The sequence below is a fragment of the Loktanella sp. DJP18 genome (assembly GCF_049310965.1).
Taxonomy (GTDB): domain Bacteria; phylum Pseudomonadota; class Alphaproteobacteria; order Rhodobacterales; family Rhodobacteraceae; genus Loktanella.
Genome location: NZ_JBMERN010000072.1, coordinates 1 through 19,349 on the forward strand (window position 1 = coordinate 1; position 19,349 = coordinate 19,349).

Sequence of the window (19,349 nt, forward strand, 5' to 3'; positions counted from 1 at the left end):
ACAGGACTGCGCATGTGCCGACCTTGACGGTCTACGCCACAGGCAACCAGATCGCGACCTACCAGAGCCTCTCTTCCAAGGGGAATGCGAATGGCGTGCAGGTCGACATCAAGGGTGCCCAGACCCTGGGATCAGAGACCGACGTCTTTCGCATCGTTATCCGGCAGGTGAACAGCGGTCAGACCGACTTTGCCAACGGGCAATCCGTCGATATCTACACCTACCCCGACACGACCGTTCCGCCGGTGCCGGTGTATTCCAACCTCAATCCGCAGCACGACCAGTTTCAGGGACGCGCCTCCTCCGAGGATCATCAGATCTTCACCCAGCCGGCCAAGATCATCTTCGACGTGAACGGCTTTCCCATGCTGCCTGATTTCCGATATGGCCCTGGTATCAATCCGCCGCGCGCCGGCCAGCTTGACTTCGACGCTTTCGCCGACACGCCGCCGACGGTGCCTTGTTTCGTCGCGGGCACGCTGATCGACACACCGACCGGGCCACGCCCCATCGAGGTATTGCACCCGGGCGACATGATCCAGACCGACACCGACGGTGCCTTGCCTCTGCACTGGATCGGGGCGCGGACCGTCGCGGGTGACGGCGATTTCGCGCCAGTCCTGATCCGTGCCGGCGCACTCGGCAACCTGCGCGACCTGCACGTGTCGCCGCAACACCGGATGCTGATCGACGATTGGCGCGCGCCGCTGTGGTTCGGCCAGTCACAGGTCTTGGTCGCGGCGCAGCATCTGATCAACGGCGAAACCATCCTGCGCGCGCCAAGGCGTCGCGTGACCTACTATCACATGCTGTTCGACCGCCATGCGATCGTGCTGGCAGAGGGCATACCCGCAGAAAGCCTGCATCTGGGCCAGACCGCACTCGCCTCCCTCTCCCGCGCCGCGCGAGAAGAAGTCCTTGCTCTGTTCCCGGAACTGCCCTGTCAGGCCACCGCACGCCTATGCCTGCGCGGCTGGGAAGGCCGGCTGATCGCCTAGACCGCGTCGAGCATCAGTGGCGCGCGATTGCCCGCCAGAAACCGCCGCAGGACCTGTGGATAAAGCTGATGTTCCAGCGGCAAGAGCCGGTCCGCCAGCATCTGCGCGGTGTCGCCGGGTCGCACGGCCATGCGCGCCTGACCCAGGATCGGCCCGTCATCGAGGTCCGCGGTCACTTCGTGAACCGTGCACCCATGTTCCACCTCACCCGCATCCAGCGCCCTCTGGTGCGTATGCAACCCCCGGTACTTCGGCAAAAGCGAGGGGTGTATGTTCACCATTCGCCCGGCCCACCGTGCCGTGAAAGCCGGTGTCAGGATGCGCATGAAGCCTGCGAGGGCCACGACCTCGATCCGCGCCTCTTCCAGAATTGCGTGAAGTGCAGCCTCGAACTCTTCACGATTCCCGGGAAAATCGCGGTGGTCGACGACCGCCGTCGGAATTTTCAGCGCATTCGCCTTCAGAAGCCCACCCGCCCCCGGATCGTTCGAGATCACGAGCCGCGCCCGCCCCGGATGATCGCCGGTCATGTCGCGTGCCAGCGCCACCATGTTCGATCCGCCGCCGGAAATCAGGATGCCGACGCGGGTCGTCACTTCAGGTCGCCGGAATACCGCACGCCGGCACCCTCCGCGACATGGCCCAAGCGGTGCACGATCTCTCCGCGGTCGTCCAGCAGTGCCGTCAGCGCCTCTGCCCTGTCGGCCGCCACGATCAGCACCATCCCTATCCCGGCGTTGAAGGTCTTGAGCATCTCCTGCGTCTCGATCCCGCCGACCTGTGCCATCCAGCCGAACACCGGCGGCAGGGGCCATGACGCAAGATCGATCTCGCAGCCCAGATCGACGGGCAGCACCCGAGGCAGGTTCTCGGTCAGGCCACCACCGGTGATATGCGCAAGCGCATGCACGCCGCCCGCCCGCACAGCCGCCAGCGCAGGTTTCACGTAAAGCCGTGTCGGCATCAGCAGCGCCGCTCCCAAAGGGCCGTTGGCAAAGGGTGCCTCGTCGTCCCACGTCAGGCCAGAGGCCTCCACGATCCGGCGCACCAGCGAATAGCCATTCGAATGGACACCATCGCTGGCCAGACCCAACAGCACATCGCCCGCTACGACACCGGAAGGCAGATCACTGCCCCGCTCCATCGCGCCGACGGCAAAGCCCGCAAGGTCGAAGTCGCCGCCGTGATACATCCCCGGCATCTCGGCCGTCTCGCCACCGATCAGTGCGCAACCAGAGGCCTCGCAGCCCGCGGCGATGCCTTCAATGATGCGTGTCGCCGCATCTAACTCCAGCTTGCCGGTTGCGAAATAGTCAAGAAAAAACAACGGCTCCGCGCCTTGGCACACCAGATCGTTCACGCACATCGCGACCAGATCGATGCCGATGGTGTCCACGTTCCCGGTGTCGATCGCGATCCGCAACTTCGTCCCAACCCCATCGGTCGCGGCGACGAGGATCGGATCGACATAGCCCGCCCCCTTCAGATCGAATAGCGCACCGAACCCCCCCAGACCCGCCATCGTACCCGGGCGGGAGGTGCGCTTGGCCGCAGGCTTGATCCGTTCCACCAGCGCGTTGCCAGCGTCGATATCGACGCCCGCGGCGGCGTAGGTCAGTCCATTCTTCGTCATGTCGCGATCCCCAAATCAGCCCGAAACCCGGCCCTCGCGCGATACCCCAAGCCCGCTCTTGGTGCAACGGCGCAACAGGGCCACCGCCTGCGCGAAATTCCGCTTATTGTGATGAAACAAATCGCGGGTTCCGTGGTTAGGCTCTCATGATGATACACCGCATATTTCCCGTTCTGGCCCTCCTTGCATCCCCTGCCATGGCAGAAGTTGTCCCCATGGATCATGCGGGCATGCCCGACGATCACTGGATCGATGCCCCGCAGGATGTTGCCTTTGGGTCCGGCCCCACGCCCCACGACGACATCGTCGCGATGGCCGATCTGGACGGCAATCCGGATGTGGTTACGGATGAGGAACGCAGGATGATTGCGCTGCTGACTCAGGTTCTTGGTGCGACCCCGATCACCTACTGACTTGACCCTGCCCCCCGGTCCGCTATTCCTGCTGTCGGCGGGCCTGTAGCTCAACGGTTAGAGCAGAGCGCTCATAACGCTTTGGTTGCGGGTTCAAATCCTGCCGGGCCTACCAACCGCCTTCCTCAAATCGCCGCTCTATGGCACCCCCGCACTTCCACCATCTTCTGGTCGAAATACCCTGGTGCCGGGGGCTGGCCCCTCCCGGTCGCAAAATCAAAAATCAAGGAGATGTGGTGCACCCGACAGGATTCGAACCTGTGGCCTCTGCCTTCGGAGGGCAGCGCTCTATCCAGCTGAGCTACGGGTGCCTGTGTCCGCGTCTATAACGGCGCCGTTTCCGCGCCGCAACGCCAAAAGCCGTCAGGCAAACAGATCATGGCACAACTCCAGCGCATCGACCAGCGCGTCGACCTCCTCGCGCGTGTTGTAGCAGGCAAAGGACGCGCGGCAGGTCGCCGTGACACCCATATGCTCCATCAGCGGCATTGCGCAGTGGCTGCCCGCGCGCACCGCCACGCCCTTCTTGTCCAGGACGGTCGAGATGTCGTGCGCATGGGCCGGCCCGTCCAGCGTGAAACTGAAGATCGCGCCTTTGCCCGGCGCATTGCCCTGCACCTGCAACCAGTTCAGTCCGTGAAGGCGATCCTGCGCGTAATTGCGCAAGCTAGCCTCATGCGCGGCGATGTTCCCCATGCCCACATCCATCATCCAGTCCAGCGCCACACCGAGCCCGACGGTCTGCACGATCCCCGGCGTACCCGCCTCGAACTTCATCGGCGGGTCGTTGTAGGTCACAGCGTCGCGGGTCACCTCGCGGATCATGTCGCCCCCGCCCAGAAAAGGCCGCATCTCCCTCATCCGGTCGGGATGCACGAAGATCGCCCCGGAACCGCTTGGTCCGTATAGCTTGTGCCCGGTGATCGCGTAGAAGTCGCAGCCTATGTCCTGCACGTCGACCGGCATGTGCACGGCCCCCTGCGAGCCGTCCACAAGCACCGGCACGCCCTTGGCGTGGGCTGCGGCGCAGATCGCCTTCACATCCACGACGGTCCCCAGCACGTTCGACATCTGGGTGATCGCCACCAGTCTTGTCTTTGGCCCGATCGCATCGATCACGGCCTGCGGGTCAAGCGATCCGTCGGCGGCGCAATCGACCCACTTCAGCACCACGCCCTGCCGTTCACGCAGGAAATGCCAAGGCACGATATTCGCGTGATGCTCCATGATCGACAGCACGATCTCGTCACCGGCCTGCAATCGGGGCGCGGCCCAGCCGTAGCTGACCATGTTGATGCCTTCGGTCGTGCCGGAATTCAGGACGATGTCGTCCTCGGACGCGGCATTCAGGAAACGCGCAACCTTGCTGCGCACGCCCTCGTAGTGGTCGGTCGCCACATTCGAAAGATAATGCAGGCCTCTGTGAACATTGGCATATTCGTTTTCATACATCTGAGTGATCGCGTCGATCACAACGCGCGGCTTTTGCGCGGACGCCCCGTTGTCGAGGTAGACCAGCGGCTTGCCGTTTACCTCGCGTGCCAGGATCGGAAATTGTGCGCGGATCGCGGTCACGTCGAACATCTAGAGGGTGCCTCCCTGCAGGGTCACGCCGATGAGGCCCAGCAGCAGCGCCAGACCGAATGATATGCCGACGATGCCGATGGCGACCGTCGCAAGCGCCTTGGGCAGGCTGTCGAACCCGTGCAACACGTTAACGAGGTGCAGCAATGCAAACACCAGCCAGACCAGCCCTGCCAGCGTGATCAGCCCCGCGACCGGCGGCAGGATCAACATCGCGACCGTCTGGACCACCTGAATGACCAGCGCCATCGCCTGCCACCAGACGACCAGCAGCAACGCGGCCCCGAACCGTCCCCGACCGCCCAGCATCCGGCCAGTCAGTTGCAAGGCAAAGACCAGCATCAACAAGGACAGACCAAGGATGATGCACAGCGTGAAGGGCGACGCCCGCAGCATCTCGGTCTGTGCCGGGGACAGGTACAGGCCCAGTTCCAGCAGCAGCACAGACAGCACCGTCACCAAAGCGACCATGCTATAAAGCGTGCCGCGGCTGAACCCCAGCCCGATCAGCCAGCGCGACACACCGGCAGGATCGCGAAGGGATTGCCCGATCAGGGTGCCCGGCCTCATGCCTCTGCCTCGCGCAGCGATTGCATCCATATCCAGCCAAAGCCCACGACCCAGGCCCCGCCGACCAGATGGGTGCCGGCCACAGGGCCCAGGAACCCCGCCATCAGGCCATAGAACAACAGCAGCGGGACCGAGGCGAGCAGCGACCAGAATAGCGCCAGACGCGCCGCATAAAAGCTGCCGCGGCCCCCGAAGAGCTTTGCGATCAGATGGCTGAGGGCGGCCAGACCATTGAGCGCCAGTGGCCAGACCGTGATCCAGGCAAAAAGCTCGTAAGTCATCATCTGCCCCAGATCACGCGGCACGGCGCCGGGTGCCAGGTCGAAACCTGCCGCTGCCCGCGCCAGACGTGGCCACTGCGCAACAAATACCAGCAGGCAGGACACGATAAGGTAGGCCAGCGCCCGATCCTCTCGCTTGCCCTGCGCCAGCAGGTCGCGCATCACGGCGCGCGGTCCGCGCCAGGTGCGAAGGATGTCGGCCGTGACCGCCATCAGTGCTGGTGGCGGTCCAGCCAGCCCGCAAGCCTGTCGCGCAGGTCACTGGCCAGGCTTTCGTCCGCGATTTCCTGCAAGGCTTCCGCCAGAAAGGAAAGCGTCAGCAAGGTCGTCGCCGTTTTTTCCGATACGCCGCGGGACCGCAGATAGAACAGCGCATCCTCGTCGATCGCACCAGAGGTGCTGCCATGAGAGCAGGCCACGTCGTCGGCGTAGATTTCCAACTCCGGCTTGGCCAGGAACTGGCTGTCGCCGTCCAGCAGCAGGGACTGGCTGATCTGGTAGCCATCGGTCTTCTGTGCGCCGTGCTTCACCAAGATCTTTCCTTGAAAGACGCCGACCGCCCCGTTGCGCAGGACCTTCTTGAAGACCTGACGGCTTTCGCAGCCCACGGCGTCATGCGTGATGAAGACCGTGTCATCGTGATGGAACGCATCGCCGTCGCCGACACAGGCGCCGCTGACATGGGCCGTGGCATCATCGCCCACGATCTCCATGATACAGTCGTTGCGGGTCAGCGCGCCGTTCACGGACAGGGTGAAGGATTTGAACACAGCCTCTGCCCCGATGCGCGCAAAAGTATGCGTGTTCATCCGGCGACCGTGATCGCGGCCCTGCGCGCGGACGTGGTGGAACGCGGCCCCCTTTGCCACGTCGACTTCCATGTTTGACGCAAAGCGCGCCGCCCCGGCCCCGCTTTCCAGCAGCGTGACAGAGGCCCCGGCGTCCAGTTTCACCACATGATGCAACGCCACGTCGGCATCCGTCACCCTGCGGTCATAACTCAGATGGATCGCCCGTTCGGCCTGACCGGTCACATGGATCAGCAGCCCGTCCGTTGCCGTGGCCGTCGTCAGCGCCGCAAGCGGGCGTTCCACCGGTTGCTGGCCGCGCTCTTCCAGCATGCCCAGCAGATCGGCGGCCCAGGTCAGGTCCCGTGCCTCTGCCAGACGGGTGATCGTCACGCCCGCGGCGGTCAGATCGTCAGAGGCTTCGGCGTCGAATACGCCGTCCACGAAGACCACGCGCAGCGCGTCGGTCGCGGAAAACTCCGGGTCGTCCTCAACCGCCAGCACGTCGGCGGGAATTGCGGCACCGTCGGTCAGCGTGGCAGGGTCGGTAAAGCGCCAGTATTCATCGCGTCGGGCTGGCAGACCCATCACGGCCACACGCGCCAATGCCGCCTTGCGCGCCCGGGTCAGCCATGCCGGCCCTTCGGGCAGCGTAACGGCGGTCAGGCGAGCGTCCGTCGCATCCTGTTTGCGTTGCGCAAGCGCCATCACGCCTCCTCCGCCAACAGGTCCGCATAGCCGTTGTTCTCGACCTCCAGCGCCAGCTCCGGGCCGCCGCTCTTGATGATGCGCCCATTGGCCATGATATGCACCACATCCGGCTTGATATGATCCAGAAGCCGTTGATAATGCGTGATGACAAGGAATGACCGGTCGTCGGACCGCAGCGCGTTCACGCCGTCGGCCACCAGCTTCATCGCGTCCACGTCAAGGCCGGAGTCGGTCTCGTCCAGAATGCACATCTTCGGCTCCAGCATCGCCATCTGGAGGATCTCGTTGCGCTTCTTCTCGCCGCCGGAAAAGCCCACGTTGACGGGCCGCTTCAGCATGTCGGCGTCGATCTGCAGGTCCTTCGCCTTGGCACGCACCTCCTTCAGGAAATCGCCGGCACTGATCTCTTCCTGCCCGCGCGCCTTACGCTGCGCGTTCACGGCCGTCCGCAGGAACGTCATGTTGCCGACCCCTGGAATTTCGACCGGATACTGGAACGCCAGGAACAGGCCCGCGGCCGCGCGCTCTTCAGGCTCCATCGCCAGCAGGTCCACACCGTCCAGCGTCGCGGTGCCGCCCGTGACCTCGTAACCGGCCTTGCCAGACAGCACGTAGGACAGCGTCGACTTGCCGGACCCGTTCGGTCCCATGATCGCATGGACCTGACCCGCAGGCACATTCAGGTCCACACCCAAAAGGATCGACTTGTCCTCGTCCGTAAGATCGACCTTCAGGCCCTTGATTTCCAGCATCATTTCTTCCTTCTAACCTCTGAACACCATGGCCGCCCCGCATGCCATCAGCGCGAAACCACCCAGCGTCATCCAACTCACGCCTTCCTTCAACCAGAAGACCGAGAAAACCGTGAAGACCACCAGCGTGATGACCTCCTGTATCGTCTTCAACTGTGCCGCCGAATAGACCGTATGCCCGATCCTGTTCGCCGGCACAGCCAGCCAGTATTCGAAGAACGCGATCCCCCAACTGATCAGGACCACGACGCATAAGGCCTGCGCCGGGAACTTAAGATGCCCGTACCACGCGAAGGTCATGAAGACATTCGACGCGACCAGCATCAGAACCGGCGCAACATAGGGTGTCACCCCACCGAGCCTTCCAGCGAGATCGCGACAAGCGCCTGTGCTTCCATCGCGAATTCCATCGGCAGCGCCTGCAGCACTTCCTTGCAGAACCCGTTCACGACCAGCGCCACGGCCTCCTCTTCGTCCATCCCGCGCGAACGGCAGTAGAACAATTGATCGTCGTCCACCTTGGACGTCGTCGCCTCGTGTTCGACGCGGCTGCTGTTATTCTTCACCTCGATGTAGGGCACCGTATGCGCCCCGCAGTCAGACCCGATCAGCAGGCTGTCGCACTGGGTGTAGTTGCGCGATTCCCTGGCCTTGGGGTGCATCGACACAAGGCCGCGATACGTGTTCTGCGCCTTTCCGGCGGAAATCCCCTTGGACACGATCCGCGACTTCGTGCGCTTGCCCAGATGGATCATCTTGGTGCCGGTATCGGCCTGCTGCATGTTGTTCGCGATCGCGATGGAGTAGAATTCGCCCTGTGAATCGTTCCCACGCAGGATGCAGCTCGGATACTTCCACGTCACCGCAGACCCGGTTTCCACCTGCGTCCACATCACCTTGGCCCGATCACCCCGGCAATCGGCGCGCTTGGTGACGAAGTTGTAGATGCCGCCCTTGCCCTCCGCATCGCCCGGATACCAGTTCTGGACCGTGGAGTATTTCACCTCGGCGTCTTCCTCGACGATGATCTCGACCACCGCCGCATGAAGCTGTGCCACGTCCCGCTTGGGCGCCGTGCACCCTTCGAGGTAGGAGACATAGGACCCCTTGTCCGCGATGATCAGCGTTCGCTCGAACTGGCCGGTGTTCTCCGCGTTGATCCGGAAATAGGTCGACAGCTCCATCGGGCAGCGCACGCCGGGCGGGATGTAGACAAAGGACCCGTCCGAAAACACGGCCGAATTCAGTGTCGCATAGAAGTTGTCGGTCGGCGGTACCACCGTGCCCAGATACTTCTTCACCAGTTCCGGATACTCGCGGATCGCCTCCGAGATCGAGCAGAAGATGACCCCGGCCTTCGCCAGTTCCTTCTGGAACGTCGTTCCGACGGACACGGAATCGAACACCGCATCGACCGCGACCTTGCGCCCCTCGGCCGGGGCGGCCTCGGCACCTTCGACACCGGCCAGAATCGCTTGCTCCTTCAACGGGATGCCCAGCTTCTTGTAGGTCTCCAGCAGCTTGGGATCGACCTCGTCCAGCGACTTCGGCTTCACCTCCATGCTTTTCGGACGGGCGTAGTAGTACAGGTCCTGAAAATCGATGTCCGCCAGTTTCAGCATCGCCCAGTTCGGCACGCTCATGCCTTCCCAGCGCGAAAACGCCGACAGACGCCATTCGGTCATCCAGGCAGGCTCCTCGTTCTTCGAGGAGATCAGCCGCACGATATCGGGATTCAGGCCCTTGGGGGCATAATCCATCTCGATCTCGTCGTCGTTCCAGCCATATTTGTAGGCCCCCGACAGCTGCGCTACAGCATCCACGGTCTCCTGATCGACGCCTTCCTTGACGTCCACATCCAATACAGCCATGTCACTCACCTTTCCTGCAGCTTACGCCGCCATCAACCTCTTGGCTCTGGCACACCACGCATCCGCAAAGGCCAGCACCTCGTCTTCCGTCGTATCGATCCCCAGCGACACGCGCAGCGCGCAGGCGGCCAGGTCGTCGCCAAATCCCAGCGCACGCAGCACCGGACTGCTGCGCACCTTCCCGCTTGAACAGGCAGAGCCCGCGCTGACCGCGAAGCCCGCCAGGTCCATCGCCATCACCTGCGTCTCGCCCCGCCACCCGGGGCAGATGATGCAGGCAGTGTTGGGCAACCGGTTCAGGTCATTCCCGACAGAAATAGTCTGCGGAACAGCCGCCGCAACCGCCTTCTCTAGAATATTTCTAAGTTCCGCAACCCGGCCCCACCGTCCGGCAGCCAGATCGGCCTGCGCGGCAGCGGCCGCCGCCGCCATGCCTGCGATCGCCACGATGTTCTCGGTTCCCGACCGGCGGCCCATTTCCTGTCCGCCGCCGCGCAGCTGCGCCGCGACATCGAACCCTCGCGGCACGACCAGCGCGCCGATGCCTTTCGGACCGCCGAACTTGTGCGCCGACAGGAACACCTGTTCAACACCAGCCCACGCGTAGGAAAAGGCAACCCGGCCAAAGCCCTGCGTGATGTCGCTCGCGGCAAGACCCTCTGGCAGCGCCTGCACGATCCCGGTCTCGGAATTCGCAAGCTGCACGACGGATCGTGCCGGTTCGTCTACCGTGACCCGTCCTTCCACCACCGGCAGATCGCACTCGACCCAGGCCCGCACCGCCTCGTGTTCCAGATCGGACCCGCGCAACCCGCGCCCGGCCAGTGCCAGCGCCGCCGCCTCGGTGGCCCCCGACACGAATACGACATCCGCGCCTGACGCACCGACTGCCTCTGCCACGGTGGCGCGCGACCGTTCCAGCAGCGCCTTCGCGGCCCGCCCCTCGCCATGCACGGAACTGGGATTCCCCACCACCTCCATCGCCGCGATCATCGCGGCCCGCGCCTCGGCCCGCAAAAGCGTGGTCGCATTATGATCCAGGTAAATCCGGTTCATGAATTCATCTGGCCAGACAAACTCCGGGGGAGGCCCTTCAGGGCCGGGGGCTGGCCCCCTTGCGACAGATCACTCATCGACCACCTCGAACAGGGCCGGGACAGCGGGGCAAGGGGCCATCGCATTGCTCACGACGTCGCTCAGCCGCGTCTGGTGCAAAAAGACGTAGACATGTGCACTCAACCCTTCCCACAGCCGGTTGGTCAACGATTGCGCGCGGCTCCCCGACGCCCCGCCGGATGCGCCGGCACCCTTGTGCATGGCGCTCACCGTCTCATCCACGGCCCCCAGGATGTCGGCCACGCGGATTTCGGACGCGGGCCGGGCCAGCCGATAGCCGCCGCCTGGGCCGCGCACCGAATCCACCAGACCTTCACGCCGCAGTTTCACGAACAACTGCTCCAGGTAGGGCAGGCTCACGTCCTGCCGCCGCGCGATCTCGGTCAGGCTCACAAGTGTCCCTTGGGGTTGCAAGGCCAGATCGGCCAGAGCCACCATCGCATAACGTCCCTTGGTGCTCAGTTTCATCGCAGCCATCCTCCATTCCGCTAAAACATTGACGAAAGCCCACGGTCTGATTAGGTCACGCCCAATCCCGTGCGGCTTGCCGTTGCGGATTTAGAATCTTTCTAAGGTAGCCGAGCGTTTTCGTCAAGATTACCCCGCACCTTGCAGCAGATGGAACGCGCATGCCCGAAGTCATCTTTCCCGGTCCCGAAGGCCGCCTCGAAGGCCGCTATCACCCGCAAAAGGACCGTGACGCGCCCATCGCCATCGTGCTGCACCCGCATCCGCAGTTCGGCGGCACGATGAACAACCGGGTCGTCTACAACCTGCATTATGCGTTCTACAACATGGGCTTCACCGTGCTGCGGTTCAATTTTCGCGGTGTCGGCCGCAGCCAGGGCGAATACGATCAAGGCATCGGGGAGCTATCGGACGCGGCCTCGGCCCTCGACTACCTCCAGTCGATGAACAACAACGCGAAGCACTGCTGGGTCGCCGGTTTTTCGTTCGGGGCCTGGATCGGCATGCAACTTCTGATGCGCCGGCCAGAGATCACGGGCTTCATTTCGGTCAGCCCGCCCGCCAACATGTACGACTTCAGCTTCCTCGCCCCCTGCCCAGCATCGGGCCTTGTGATCAACGGCGCCGCCGACCGCGTCGCCCCGCCCGCCGATACGGTCAACCTCGTGAACAAGCTGCATGACCAGAAGGGCATCACCATCACGCATGAGGAGGTTCCGGGGGCCGGCCACTTCTTCGAGGACCCGCACATGGACCCGATGATCGGTTCCGTGAAATCCTACGTCCGTCGCCGCCTGACCGAGAACACGAGGTAAGGTTGTGTCCTATACCGAAGACGTGGCTCTGGAACTGTCCGCACTGGCCTTGGCCGACGCGGCCCGCACGGGCGACGAAAAGATCGTCGATCAGATCGGCGACCTGCTCGGGGCTTCGTCGCAGACCCTGCAGGAAAGCTACCTGATGTATGTCCGTGTCCGCCGTGCCGAGGCGCGGGCGCGCCAGATTCTTGCCGCCCGCGCGGCCCAGAATGGTGATGAACAGCCCGCGCGATCCGGTTAAGGGTCCGTGAAATATGACATAATATGTTTCGCATGCGAAACATTCGCTTTTTGAAATGTATTTCATGACGACCGAACCGACCCGCCTCGCCCGTCAGCTTGCCTTTCTGTCAGAGGCGGATCGACTGAAATCCGTGGTCCGCGCCAATGCGCTGATGGACGGGTCCCGGCGCGAGAATGCGGCCGAACATTCCTGGCATCTGGCGCTTTGGGCGCTGGTCTTTGCGGCCCCCCCTGCCGCCATTCACATGGCCCTGCTGCACGACATCGTCGAGATCGACGCCGGCGATCATCCGATCCATCTGCCGCAGGACTACGCCGCGATTGCGGTCAAGGAACGGGCCGCCGCTGACCGGCTTTACGCGCTGCTGCCCGACGACCAGAACCTCCGGTTCCGCGCGATCTGGGAGGCGTTCGAGGCCGGCACCTCCGACGCCGCGCGTGCGGCCCGGATGCTCGACACGGCGCAACCCCTGATGCAGGAACTCGGCAACGCCGCCCAGACCGAGGTTGACCGCGACATCATCCGCAGCCTTCTTGCGACGGGCCGTCCCGCGATCCTCGCCGACGACTGGCGCGATCTCTATACCTATGCGCTTGGCCTGCTCGATCACAGCGGCTTCCGCCTCGACGCCGACACCTCGGCGCGGCTGCGCTTTCTGGCCGAGGCTGACCGGCTGAAGACCAAACTGCGCGCAACGACGCTCTTCGACGGCTCGCGCCGTGAAAACAGCGCCGAGCACAGCTGGCATCTCGCCCTTTTTGCCCTGACGCTTTCGGAACACGCGGTCCGCCCGGTCGACATCCACCGCGTCGTCGCAATGTTGCTGATCCACGACCTTGTAGAGATCGACGCGGGTGACCAACCGATCCACACTGCGGCAGCCGATGCCGGTGTGAAGGACGCCGCGGAACGTGCTGCAGCGATACGTCTTTTCGGCCTGTTGCCCGAACCGCAAGGCGACACCCTGCACGCCCTGTGGCAAGAGTTCGAGGCGGCTGTGAGCGATGACGCGATCTTCGCCAAGGCACTGGACCGCGTGCAGCCGGTGATGGCGAACCTTGCGACCGGCGGCGGCACCTGGCCCACCTACAATGTGACCCCCGATCAGTTGCAGACCCGCGTGGGTGCCAAGGTCGAACGGGGTGCCCCGGCCGTCTGGGCTGCCTTGAAGCCGCAGATCGACCTCTGGTTCCACGACCGGCAGGGCAACTGACACAAACCGGTGAGGTGACAGGCGGAGGCTCTGGTCGCGACACGCCCCGGCTGGCATAAGGCCGCTGCGGATAGCCGAAAGACCCTGGATGCGCCCCTTCTCGACCCTCGGCTCTCGCTATCCGTTCGGCGTGGCCCTGAGCCTTCTGCTGCTGGCTGCCGGCTGGTTCATCGTGCCGCTGCTGTTGCGCGGACCGGTCGACGCGACGGGCGGCACCGGCACGCTCGACCTGACCGACCTGCGCCCCTTCATCGTCACCGAAGGATTGCTGAGCCTCGGTCTTCTGCTGATCGTCGCCCTGCTGGGCTGGACTCGCGCGACCGGCCTGCGCGGACCTGTCGATCCTGCCGGCATGCGCCTTGCCGGATGGATCGTCACCCCGGCTTGTCTCATCATCGCGGTCTCATGGACGGGATTCGTCATGGTCGCAGACGGTCGCCCCTTCGCGACCTCGCTGCAGTCCATCGCCATCCTGTCCATCCTCATCGGCCTGTTCGAGGAGTTGCTGTTTCGCGGCGTTCTGTTGCATGGGCTGCGCAGCCGCGTGACGGCGGGCTGGGCGATCATCGGCTCCGGCGTGCTGTTCGGCCTGTTCCACGCCGTCAATGCGATCGTTGGGCAGAACCTTGCGCTGACGGCGATCCAGATGGTCGGGGCAACCGGTCTTGGCCTGTTCTTCGCGGCGATCACCGTTCAGGCCCGCAGCCTCTGGCCCGCGATAGCACTTCATGCGTTGTGGGACGCCTTTGCGCTGTCCGCCCCGGTTGCCTATCAACTGCTGCCGCAGGTCGACGCGGGTGCAGTGCCGCAACCCGGACCGCAGGCGATGATCCTGCCTGCATTTCTGGCGCTGGCCGCCTGGATCATCCACCAACGGTGGCGCCGCCGCATGGCGCGCGACATACCGCCATATCCATGATAATAGAGGCTGGACAGACCTGCCCAACGGGCATAGGGCGCGTGCTTGACCTATTCCGGACCCAGACCTCATGATCGATACACTCGCCCGCGCCCTTGCTGACAAGGGCTATGACGCCCTCACACCCGTGCAGGAGGCGGTGACGAACCCTGACCTTGACGGTCAGGACCTGTTGGTCAGCGCCCAGACCGGGTCCGGCAAGACGGTCGGTTTCGGCCTGGCAATCGGCCCGACCATTCTCGCGGAGGATGGCACTTTTGGCCCTGCAGACAAGCCCTTGGCGCTGATTGTTGCACCAACACGCGAACTTGCCTTGCAGGTCAAGCGAGAGCTGACGTGGCTTTATGCCGGCACCGGTGCGGTCCTGGCGTCCTGCGTTGGCGGGATGGATGTGCGTGACGAACGGCGCAACCTGGACCGTGGCGCGCACATCGTCGTGGCGACACCCGGTCGTCTGGTCGATCACGTCAACCGCAGCAATATCGACCTCTCCGCGATCCGCGCCATCGTGCTGGACGAGGCGGACGAAATGCTGGACCTCGGCTTCAAGGACGATCTGGAGTTCATTCTGGGCGAGGCCCCCGCCGACCGCCGCACGCTGATGTTCAGCGCCACCGTGCCGCCGATGATCGTGAAGCTGGCGAAATCCTACCAGCGCGACGCCGTCCGCGTGGCGACGACCACCAAGGAAGGCCAGCACGCCGACATCGAATACCGCGCCCTGTCCGTGGCCCAGCATGACGCCGACAACGCGATCATCAACGTCCTGCGCTTTTACGATGCGCCCAACGCCATTGTGTTCGCGAACACTCGCGCGATGGTCACGCGGCTGACGACGCGGCTTGGCAACCGTGGATTTTCCGTTGTCGCCCTGTCCGGAGAGTTGAGCCAGCAGGAACGCACCCATGCGCTGCAAGCCATGCGTGACGGGCGGGCCAAGGTCTGTGTCGCAACCGACGTGGCCGCGCGGGGCATCGACTTGCCGAACCTCGAACTGGTGATCCACGCGGAATTGCCCACCAACGCCGAGATCCTGCTGCACCGCTCTGGCCGGACAGGTCGTGCCGGGCGCAAGGGCATTTCGGCCATGATCGTGACGCCCAAGATGCGCCGCCGGGCCGAAAACCTGCTGACCTGGGGCAAGTTGCAGGCCACCTGGGCCGTGCCGCCCAGTGCTGACGAGATCCTGCGCAAGGATGAAGAACGCCTTTTGAACGACGAAATCTGGAGCGAAACCTTCACCGAAGACGAGATGGCCTTTGCCGGGCGTCTGCTGGACCAGCACGACGCCACGCAAATCGCCGCGGCCTATCTGCGCCTCTATCAAGGCAAGCAGTCCGCGCCGGAAGACCTGACTGCCTACGACGCACCGCCGCCGCGCGAAGGCCGCGAAACCGCGCCGAAGGAACGCAAAGAGACCTTTGGCCCGTCCAAGTGGTTCCGCGTCAACGTCGGTCGCGACCAGAAGGCCGAGGCGCGCTGGCTGCTGCCGATGCTGTGCAAGGCCGGTGACATCACCAAAAAGGAAATCGGTGCGATTCGCATTCAGTCCGACGAAACCTTTGTCGAGATCGCAGAAGGTGCCGTCGCCGGTTTCCTTGCCGCTGTCGGTCCCGATATGGTGCTGGAGAATCAGGCGGAGCTATCGCAGGTCGATGGGGTGCCGCAGATCAGCGACCGTGGCGCACGGCCCGACAAAAAGGCCTATGCCAAGCGCGACGACGCCGCCCCGCGCACCTACAAGCCCCGCGACGCCACGCCGCCGCCGCCAAGCCGTCAGGACGATGTGGCCGCGATCCAGCCCGTGTCGGACGATGCGGCCAAGGCTCGCAAACCGCGCGCCAAGCCCTTCGCCAAGCCGGAGCGGAAGGACCATGGCGATGCGGTCGTCGATCTGAACAAGCCGAAGGCCAAGCCGGTCTGGAAAGGCAAATCGGAGGATCGCCCTGCGCGTCCGCCCTACCGCGCCGATGGCGATGCAAAGCCGGCATGGAAACCCAAGGGCGACAAGCCAGCCTACAAGGGCAAGTCTGACACCAGTGAAAAGCCAGCGTGGAAGGGCAAGACCAGCACCGGCGACAAGCCGGCCTACAAGGGAAAGTCCGATGCTGGCGACAAGCCCGCGTGGAAAGGCAAGTCCGACAAGCCCCCCTACAAGGGCAAGGCAGAGGGCAAGCCCGGCGAGAAGCCTGCTTGGAAAGGTAAGTCCGATGCGAAACCCGCTTGGCAAAAGCCTGACGGTGCCCCGGCCAAGCCGAAGGCCAGCGCCTCGGATACCTCGAAGCGGTTCGTGCCACCGGGTGCCAAGCCAAGCCCACGCAAGACAGGCGGAAAGGTACCGATCAAACGTGGACCCACGAAACGGTGAGTTTCGATCCTTTCAACAATGCCCTAATTCCGCCACATTCCGGCCCCTGTCGGAACACACTTGCGACCGAACTTGATTGTATCGCCCGTTAAGAGGCGGTGGGTCGGGAAACAATAACAACACGGCAACTTTACAGGACCACTTCAATGGCCAGCCAGCATCCCGCCCGGACAGAGGCAGAGACGACCCCGCAGCAGGGCGACACCATCGCCATGCCGCAGCAGACAGGCACACCCTTGGCGCCGCAAGACGAGCAGCAGGAACAGGCGATGACCGCGATCTTTCGGGATTTCGCCAGCATCTGACGCGCATGGAACCGGGCCGGCGGTCCTCCCCCGTCGGTCCGGGTTTCTTTTGCGAGGCGGACGTTTCGTGATAATTCACGAAACATGACCGCCATTTCCAGTATCCGCAATCTTGGCCCCGCGATGGAATCCGCGTTCATCGACGCGGGCATTCACGATGCGGAAACGCTGCGCGCCCTTGGCGCCGATACAGCCTATGCAAGGCTTTTGGCCGCCGGTCACCGCCCGCATTTCATCGGTTATTACGTCCTGCACATGGCCCTGCAGGGTCGTCCCTGGAATGACTGCAAAGGTGCCGAAAAGGCTGCGCTCCGGGTGCAATTCGACGCGATCAAGGCGCAGCATTGCGATGCAGGACGATCAGAGCTCGAGACGTTTCTCGACTGGATCGGCGTGACGGACCGGCACTTGAAGGGCCGCAGGGAACCTTGACAGCGGTTCGCGCATTGATTTGCCGAACACAATCGAGGAGGCCCAAATGGACCTGATCCGCGTCATTTTCTCAGTCCTGATCCCACCGCTCGGCGTCTTTCTGAAAGTCGGGCTCGGCGGTCATTTCTGGCTGAACATCGTTCTGACCATACTTGGCTACATCCCCGGCCTGATCCACGCGATCTGGATCACTGCCCGGTCGGAACAGCGTGCCGCATGACCAATCATCAAACAAGACTTCAGCGGCTTGAAAAGATGGCGGACCGGATGGACACGGCGTTCCGTGTCCCCTTCATCGGAGTGCGGGTGGGGTACGATTCCCTGATTGGCCTGATCCCCGGCATTGGCGACATCCTCACCCTCGCCCCCTCTGCGTGGATCATCGTCGAAGCCAAGCGCATGGGTGCGCCGTCGGATGTGATCGCGCGGATGGTCGGAAACACCGCTACTGATACCCTGGTCGGCATGATCCCAATTCTCGGCGACCTTTTCGACGCAACCTTCAAGTCGAATCGCAGGAACGTGGCGATCCTGCGCGCCCATCTGGAACGCAATGGGGCCGTCCCGATGGAACAGCCCCAATTCGCCTGATGGTGGCGAAATCTACGTGAAGGCGGGCCCTTGGCCCGCCTTCCTCATGTTCAGCCGACCAGTTCGAGGCCGGAGAAGAAGAATGCGATCTCTTCCGCTGCGGTTTCTGGTGCGTCAGAGCCGTGGACCGAATTTTCGCCGATCGAGAGCGCAAAATCCTTGCGGATCGTGCCTTCGGCCGCATCGGCGGGGTTGGTGGCACCCATGACGTCGCGATTCTTCTGAATGGCGTTCTCGCCCTCCAGCACCTGCACGACGATCGGCTCGGAGATCATGAACTCGCACAGTTCGCCAAAGAACGGGCGGTCCTTGTGGACACCGTAGAACTGCTGCGCCTGGGCCAGCGTCAGCTGGATGCGCTTGGACGCGACGACGCGCAGGCCTGCGTCCTCGAACTTGGCGATGATCTTGCCCGTCAGGTTGCGCTTGGTCGCGTCGGGTTTAATGATGGAAAAGGTGCGCTGAATGGCCATGTGGTGCCTCTGTCTGGTGGTGCCGCGCTGCGGCGTTGAAAGCTGGCGCTGCCCTAGCATGACCCATCCCCGGTGAAAAGGCATTGCCTTGACAGGTGCCGTGTCAGGGCGTCACTTGGCGACGGAATCCGCCATAAGGTCGTCATATGCGCCTGCCAATCCTGCTGACCTGCCTCGTCCTTGCCACGCCGCTTGCCGCACAGGACGGTCCGTTTCCGCCCCAGACCTTCACGCTGGACCCGTCCCACGCCAGCTTGACGTTTTCAGTCTCTCACCTCGGGCTTTCCAACTTCACTGCCGGATTCGACACGCTGGAAGGCACATTGAACATCGACCCACAGGCTCTTGAAATCGCATCACTTTCGGTGAAAGTGAACGTCGCATCTCTCGATCTGCCGACCCCGCCATTGGGGTTCAGAGAAGAACTGCTGGGGCCGAACTTCTTCGATGCGGACCAATTCCCCCAAATCACCTATCACAGCACCGCCATCACGCCGACCGGCGACCGGACCGCAGATGTGACTGGCGACCTGACCCTTCACGGTGTCACGCAGCCCGTCACCATGCAGGTGACATTCAACGGCAATTCAGAGGCGGGCATGTTCGAACCCCGGGTGCGCGCCGGCTTCTCTGCGGTCGGAGAGTTCAGCCGCACGGCCTTTGGCATGGGTTACGGCGTCCCACCCGAGGGCACCACCATTGGTGTCTTCGACACCGTGACCTTCCGGATCGAGACGGAGTGGACGGGCGAGGATACCTCGCAATAAATCCGCCGCGGGTTTGTCAGACGCAAAAGCTGGG

General features: G+C 63.5%; 24 protein-coding genes and 2 tRNA genes. 13 read left to right on the forward strand and 13 right to left on the reverse strand.

From position 1 onward, the window contains the following. Positions 1-998: Hint domain-containing protein (locus tag ACOI1H_RS17110; RefSeq protein ID WP_422439053.1), on the forward strand; the 998-nt coding region annotated here is incomplete at its 5' end. Here ACOI1H_RS17110 and purN read toward each other — a convergent pair. Both purN and purM read right to left on the reverse strand, forming a co-directional pair. Further along, on the reverse strand, positions 995-1,594 hold the full coding sequence (purN, locus tag ACOI1H_RS17115) for a phosphoribosylglycinamide formyltransferase (RefSeq protein ID WP_422439054.1): 600 nt from the start codon (positions 1,592-1,594) through the stop codon (positions 995-997). The two genes, ACOI1H_RS17110 and purN, sit on opposite strands and share 4 nt — an antisense overlap. Next, the gene (gene purM, locus ACOI1H_RS17120; protein WP_422439055.1) at positions 1,591-2,631 is read right to left on the reverse strand and encodes a phosphoribosylformylglycinamidine cyclo-ligase; all 1,041 of its coding nucleotides are present in this window, start codon (positions 2,629-2,631) and stop codon (positions 1,591-1,593) included. Before purM ends, purN begins: the two co-directional genes overlap by 4 nt. A 215-nt stretch (positions 2,632-2,846) precedes the next feature. Between purM and ACOI1H_RS17125 the strand changes: the two genes are divergently transcribed. Further along, positions 2,847-3,044: a hypothetical protein gene (locus ACOI1H_RS17125; RefSeq protein ID WP_422439056.1), complete on the forward strand. Its 198-nt coding sequence runs from the start codon at positions 2,847-2,849 to the stop codon at positions 3,042-3,044. 39 nt (positions 3,045-3,083) lie between these two features. Next, a tRNA-Ile gene (locus tag ACOI1H_RS17130) sits at positions 3,084-3,159 on the forward strand. 119 nt (positions 3,160-3,278) lie between these two features. Here ACOI1H_RS17130 and ACOI1H_RS17135 read toward each other — a convergent pair. The 10 genes from ACOI1H_RS17135 to ACOI1H_RS17180 form a co-directional block, all read right to left on the reverse strand. Next, positions 3,279-3,355: transfer RNA gene (locus tag ACOI1H_RS17135), tRNA-Arg, on the reverse strand. Between the two features lie 52 nt (positions 3,356-3,407). Further along, entirely contained in the window at positions 3,408-4,628 is a 1,221-nt protein-coding gene (locus ACOI1H_RS17140; protein ID WP_422439057.1) for a cysteine desulfurase, read from the reverse strand. After that, positions 4,629-5,198, reverse strand: coding sequence for a YIP1 family protein (locus ACOI1H_RS17145; protein WP_422439058.1), 570 nt, complete (start codon positions 5,196-5,198; stop codon positions 4,629-4,631). Then, positions 5,195-5,692 carry a hypothetical protein gene (locus ACOI1H_RS17150; RefSeq protein ID WP_422439059.1) on the reverse strand — a complete coding sequence of 166 codons (498 nt, stop codon included), beginning with the start codon at positions 5,690-5,692 and terminating at the stop codon, positions 5,195-5,197. Before ACOI1H_RS17150 ends, ACOI1H_RS17145 begins: the two co-directional genes overlap by 4 nt. Beyond that, positions 5,692-6,975, reverse strand: a complete 1,284-nt coding sequence (locus tag ACOI1H_RS17155) for a SufB/SufD family protein (RefSeq protein ID WP_422439060.1) — start codon at positions 6,973-6,975, stop codon at positions 5,692-5,694. The genes ACOI1H_RS17150 and ACOI1H_RS17155 overlap by 1 nt, the downstream gene beginning before the upstream one ends. After that, entirely contained in the window at positions 6,975-7,730 is a 756-nt protein-coding gene (gene sufC, locus ACOI1H_RS17160) for a Fe-S cluster assembly ATPase SufC (RefSeq protein WP_422439061.1), read from the reverse strand. Before sufC ends, ACOI1H_RS17155 begins: the two co-directional genes overlap by 1 nt. Before the next feature lie 12 nt (positions 7,731-7,742). Next, complete coding sequence (locus ACOI1H_RS17165; RefSeq protein ID WP_422439076.1) at positions 7,743-8,054, reverse strand: DMT family protein; 312 nt, start codon at positions 8,052-8,054, stop codon at positions 7,743-7,745. A 23-nt stretch (positions 8,055-8,077) separates the two neighbouring features. Continuing rightward, positions 8,078-9,601 carry a Fe-S cluster assembly protein SufB gene (gene sufB, locus ACOI1H_RS17170; protein WP_422439062.1) on the reverse strand — a complete coding sequence of 508 codons (1,524 nt, stop codon included), beginning with the start codon at positions 9,599-9,601 and terminating at the stop codon, positions 8,078-8,080. A 21-nt stretch (positions 9,602-9,622) separates the two neighbouring features. Then, positions 9,623-10,657, reverse strand: coding sequence for a cysteine desulfurase family protein (locus tag ACOI1H_RS17175; RefSeq protein ID WP_422439063.1), 1,035 nt, complete (start codon positions 10,655-10,657; stop codon positions 9,623-9,625). Positions 10,658-10,726: 69 nt separating this feature from the next. Then, complete coding sequence (locus ACOI1H_RS17180; protein ID WP_422439064.1) at positions 10,727-11,185, reverse strand: Rrf2 family transcriptional regulator; 459 nt, start codon at positions 11,183-11,185, stop codon at positions 10,727-10,729. Positions 11,186-11,346: 161 nt separating this feature from the next. Between ACOI1H_RS17180 and ACOI1H_RS17185 the strand changes: the two genes are divergently transcribed. The 9 genes from ACOI1H_RS17185 to ACOI1H_RS17225 all read left to right on the forward strand — a co-directional run bounded on the left by ACOI1H_RS17185 (position 11,347) and on the right by ACOI1H_RS17225 (position 18,075). Continuing rightward, a complete protein-coding gene (locus ACOI1H_RS17185; protein ID WP_422439065.1) occupies positions 11,347-12,000 on the forward strand; it encodes an alpha/beta hydrolase in 654 nt (217 codons plus the stop codon). A gap of 4 nt (positions 12,001-12,004) precedes the next feature. Then, entirely contained in the window at positions 12,005-12,244 is a 240-nt protein-coding gene (locus ACOI1H_RS17190) for a hypothetical protein (RefSeq protein ID WP_422439066.1), read from the forward strand. Positions 12,245-12,308: 64 nt separating this feature from the next. After that, a complete protein-coding gene (locus ACOI1H_RS17195) occupies positions 12,309-13,460 on the forward strand; it encodes an HD domain-containing protein (protein WP_422439067.1) in 1,152 nt (383 codons plus the stop codon). An 88-nt stretch (positions 13,461-13,548) separates the two neighbouring features. Continuing rightward, the gene (locus tag ACOI1H_RS17200; RefSeq protein WP_422439068.1) at positions 13,549-14,379 is read left to right on the forward strand and encodes a CPBP family intramembrane glutamic endopeptidase; all 831 of its coding nucleotides are present in this window, start codon (positions 13,549-13,551) and stop codon (positions 14,377-14,379) included. A 70-nt stretch (positions 14,380-14,449) separates the two neighbouring features. Further along, entirely contained in the window at positions 14,450-16,747 is a 2,298-nt protein-coding gene (locus tag ACOI1H_RS17205; RefSeq protein ID WP_422439069.1) for a DEAD/DEAH box helicase, read from the forward strand. Positions 16,748-16,893: 146 nt separating this feature from the next. After that, on the forward strand, positions 16,894-17,052 hold the full coding sequence (locus tag ACOI1H_RS17210; protein WP_422439070.1) for a hypothetical protein: 159 nt from the start codon (positions 16,894-16,896) through the stop codon (positions 17,050-17,052). Positions 17,053-17,136: 84 nt separating this feature from the next. Continuing rightward, positions 17,137-17,484, forward strand: a complete 348-nt coding sequence (locus ACOI1H_RS17215; RefSeq protein ID WP_422439071.1) for a TfoX/Sxy family protein — start codon at positions 17,137-17,139, stop codon at positions 17,482-17,484. A 46-nt stretch (positions 17,485-17,530) separates the two neighbouring features. Beyond that, complete coding sequence (locus ACOI1H_RS17220; protein WP_422439072.1) at positions 17,531-17,704, forward strand: YqaE/Pmp3 family membrane protein; 174 nt, start codon at positions 17,531-17,533, stop codon at positions 17,702-17,704. Further along, entirely contained in the window at positions 17,701-18,075 is a 375-nt protein-coding gene (locus ACOI1H_RS17225) for a DUF4112 domain-containing protein (RefSeq protein WP_422439073.1), read from the forward strand. Before ACOI1H_RS17220 ends, ACOI1H_RS17225 begins: the two co-directional genes overlap by 4 nt. A gap of 50 nt (positions 18,076-18,125) precedes the next feature. On the opposite strand, the gene ndk is transcribed toward ACOI1H_RS17225, so the two are convergent. After that, on the reverse strand, positions 18,126-18,548 hold the full coding sequence (gene ndk, locus ACOI1H_RS17230) for a nucleoside-diphosphate kinase (protein ID WP_422439074.1): 423 nt from the start codon (positions 18,546-18,548) through the stop codon (positions 18,126-18,128). A 146-nt stretch (positions 18,549-18,694) separates the two neighbouring features. On the opposite strand from ndk, the gene ACOI1H_RS17235 reads away from it, so the two are divergent. Further along, complete coding sequence (locus ACOI1H_RS17235) at positions 18,695-19,315, forward strand: YceI family protein (RefSeq protein ID WP_422439075.1); 621 nt, start codon at positions 18,695-18,697, stop codon at positions 19,313-19,315. The last annotated feature ends 34 nt before the right edge of the window (positions 19,316-19,349 follow it).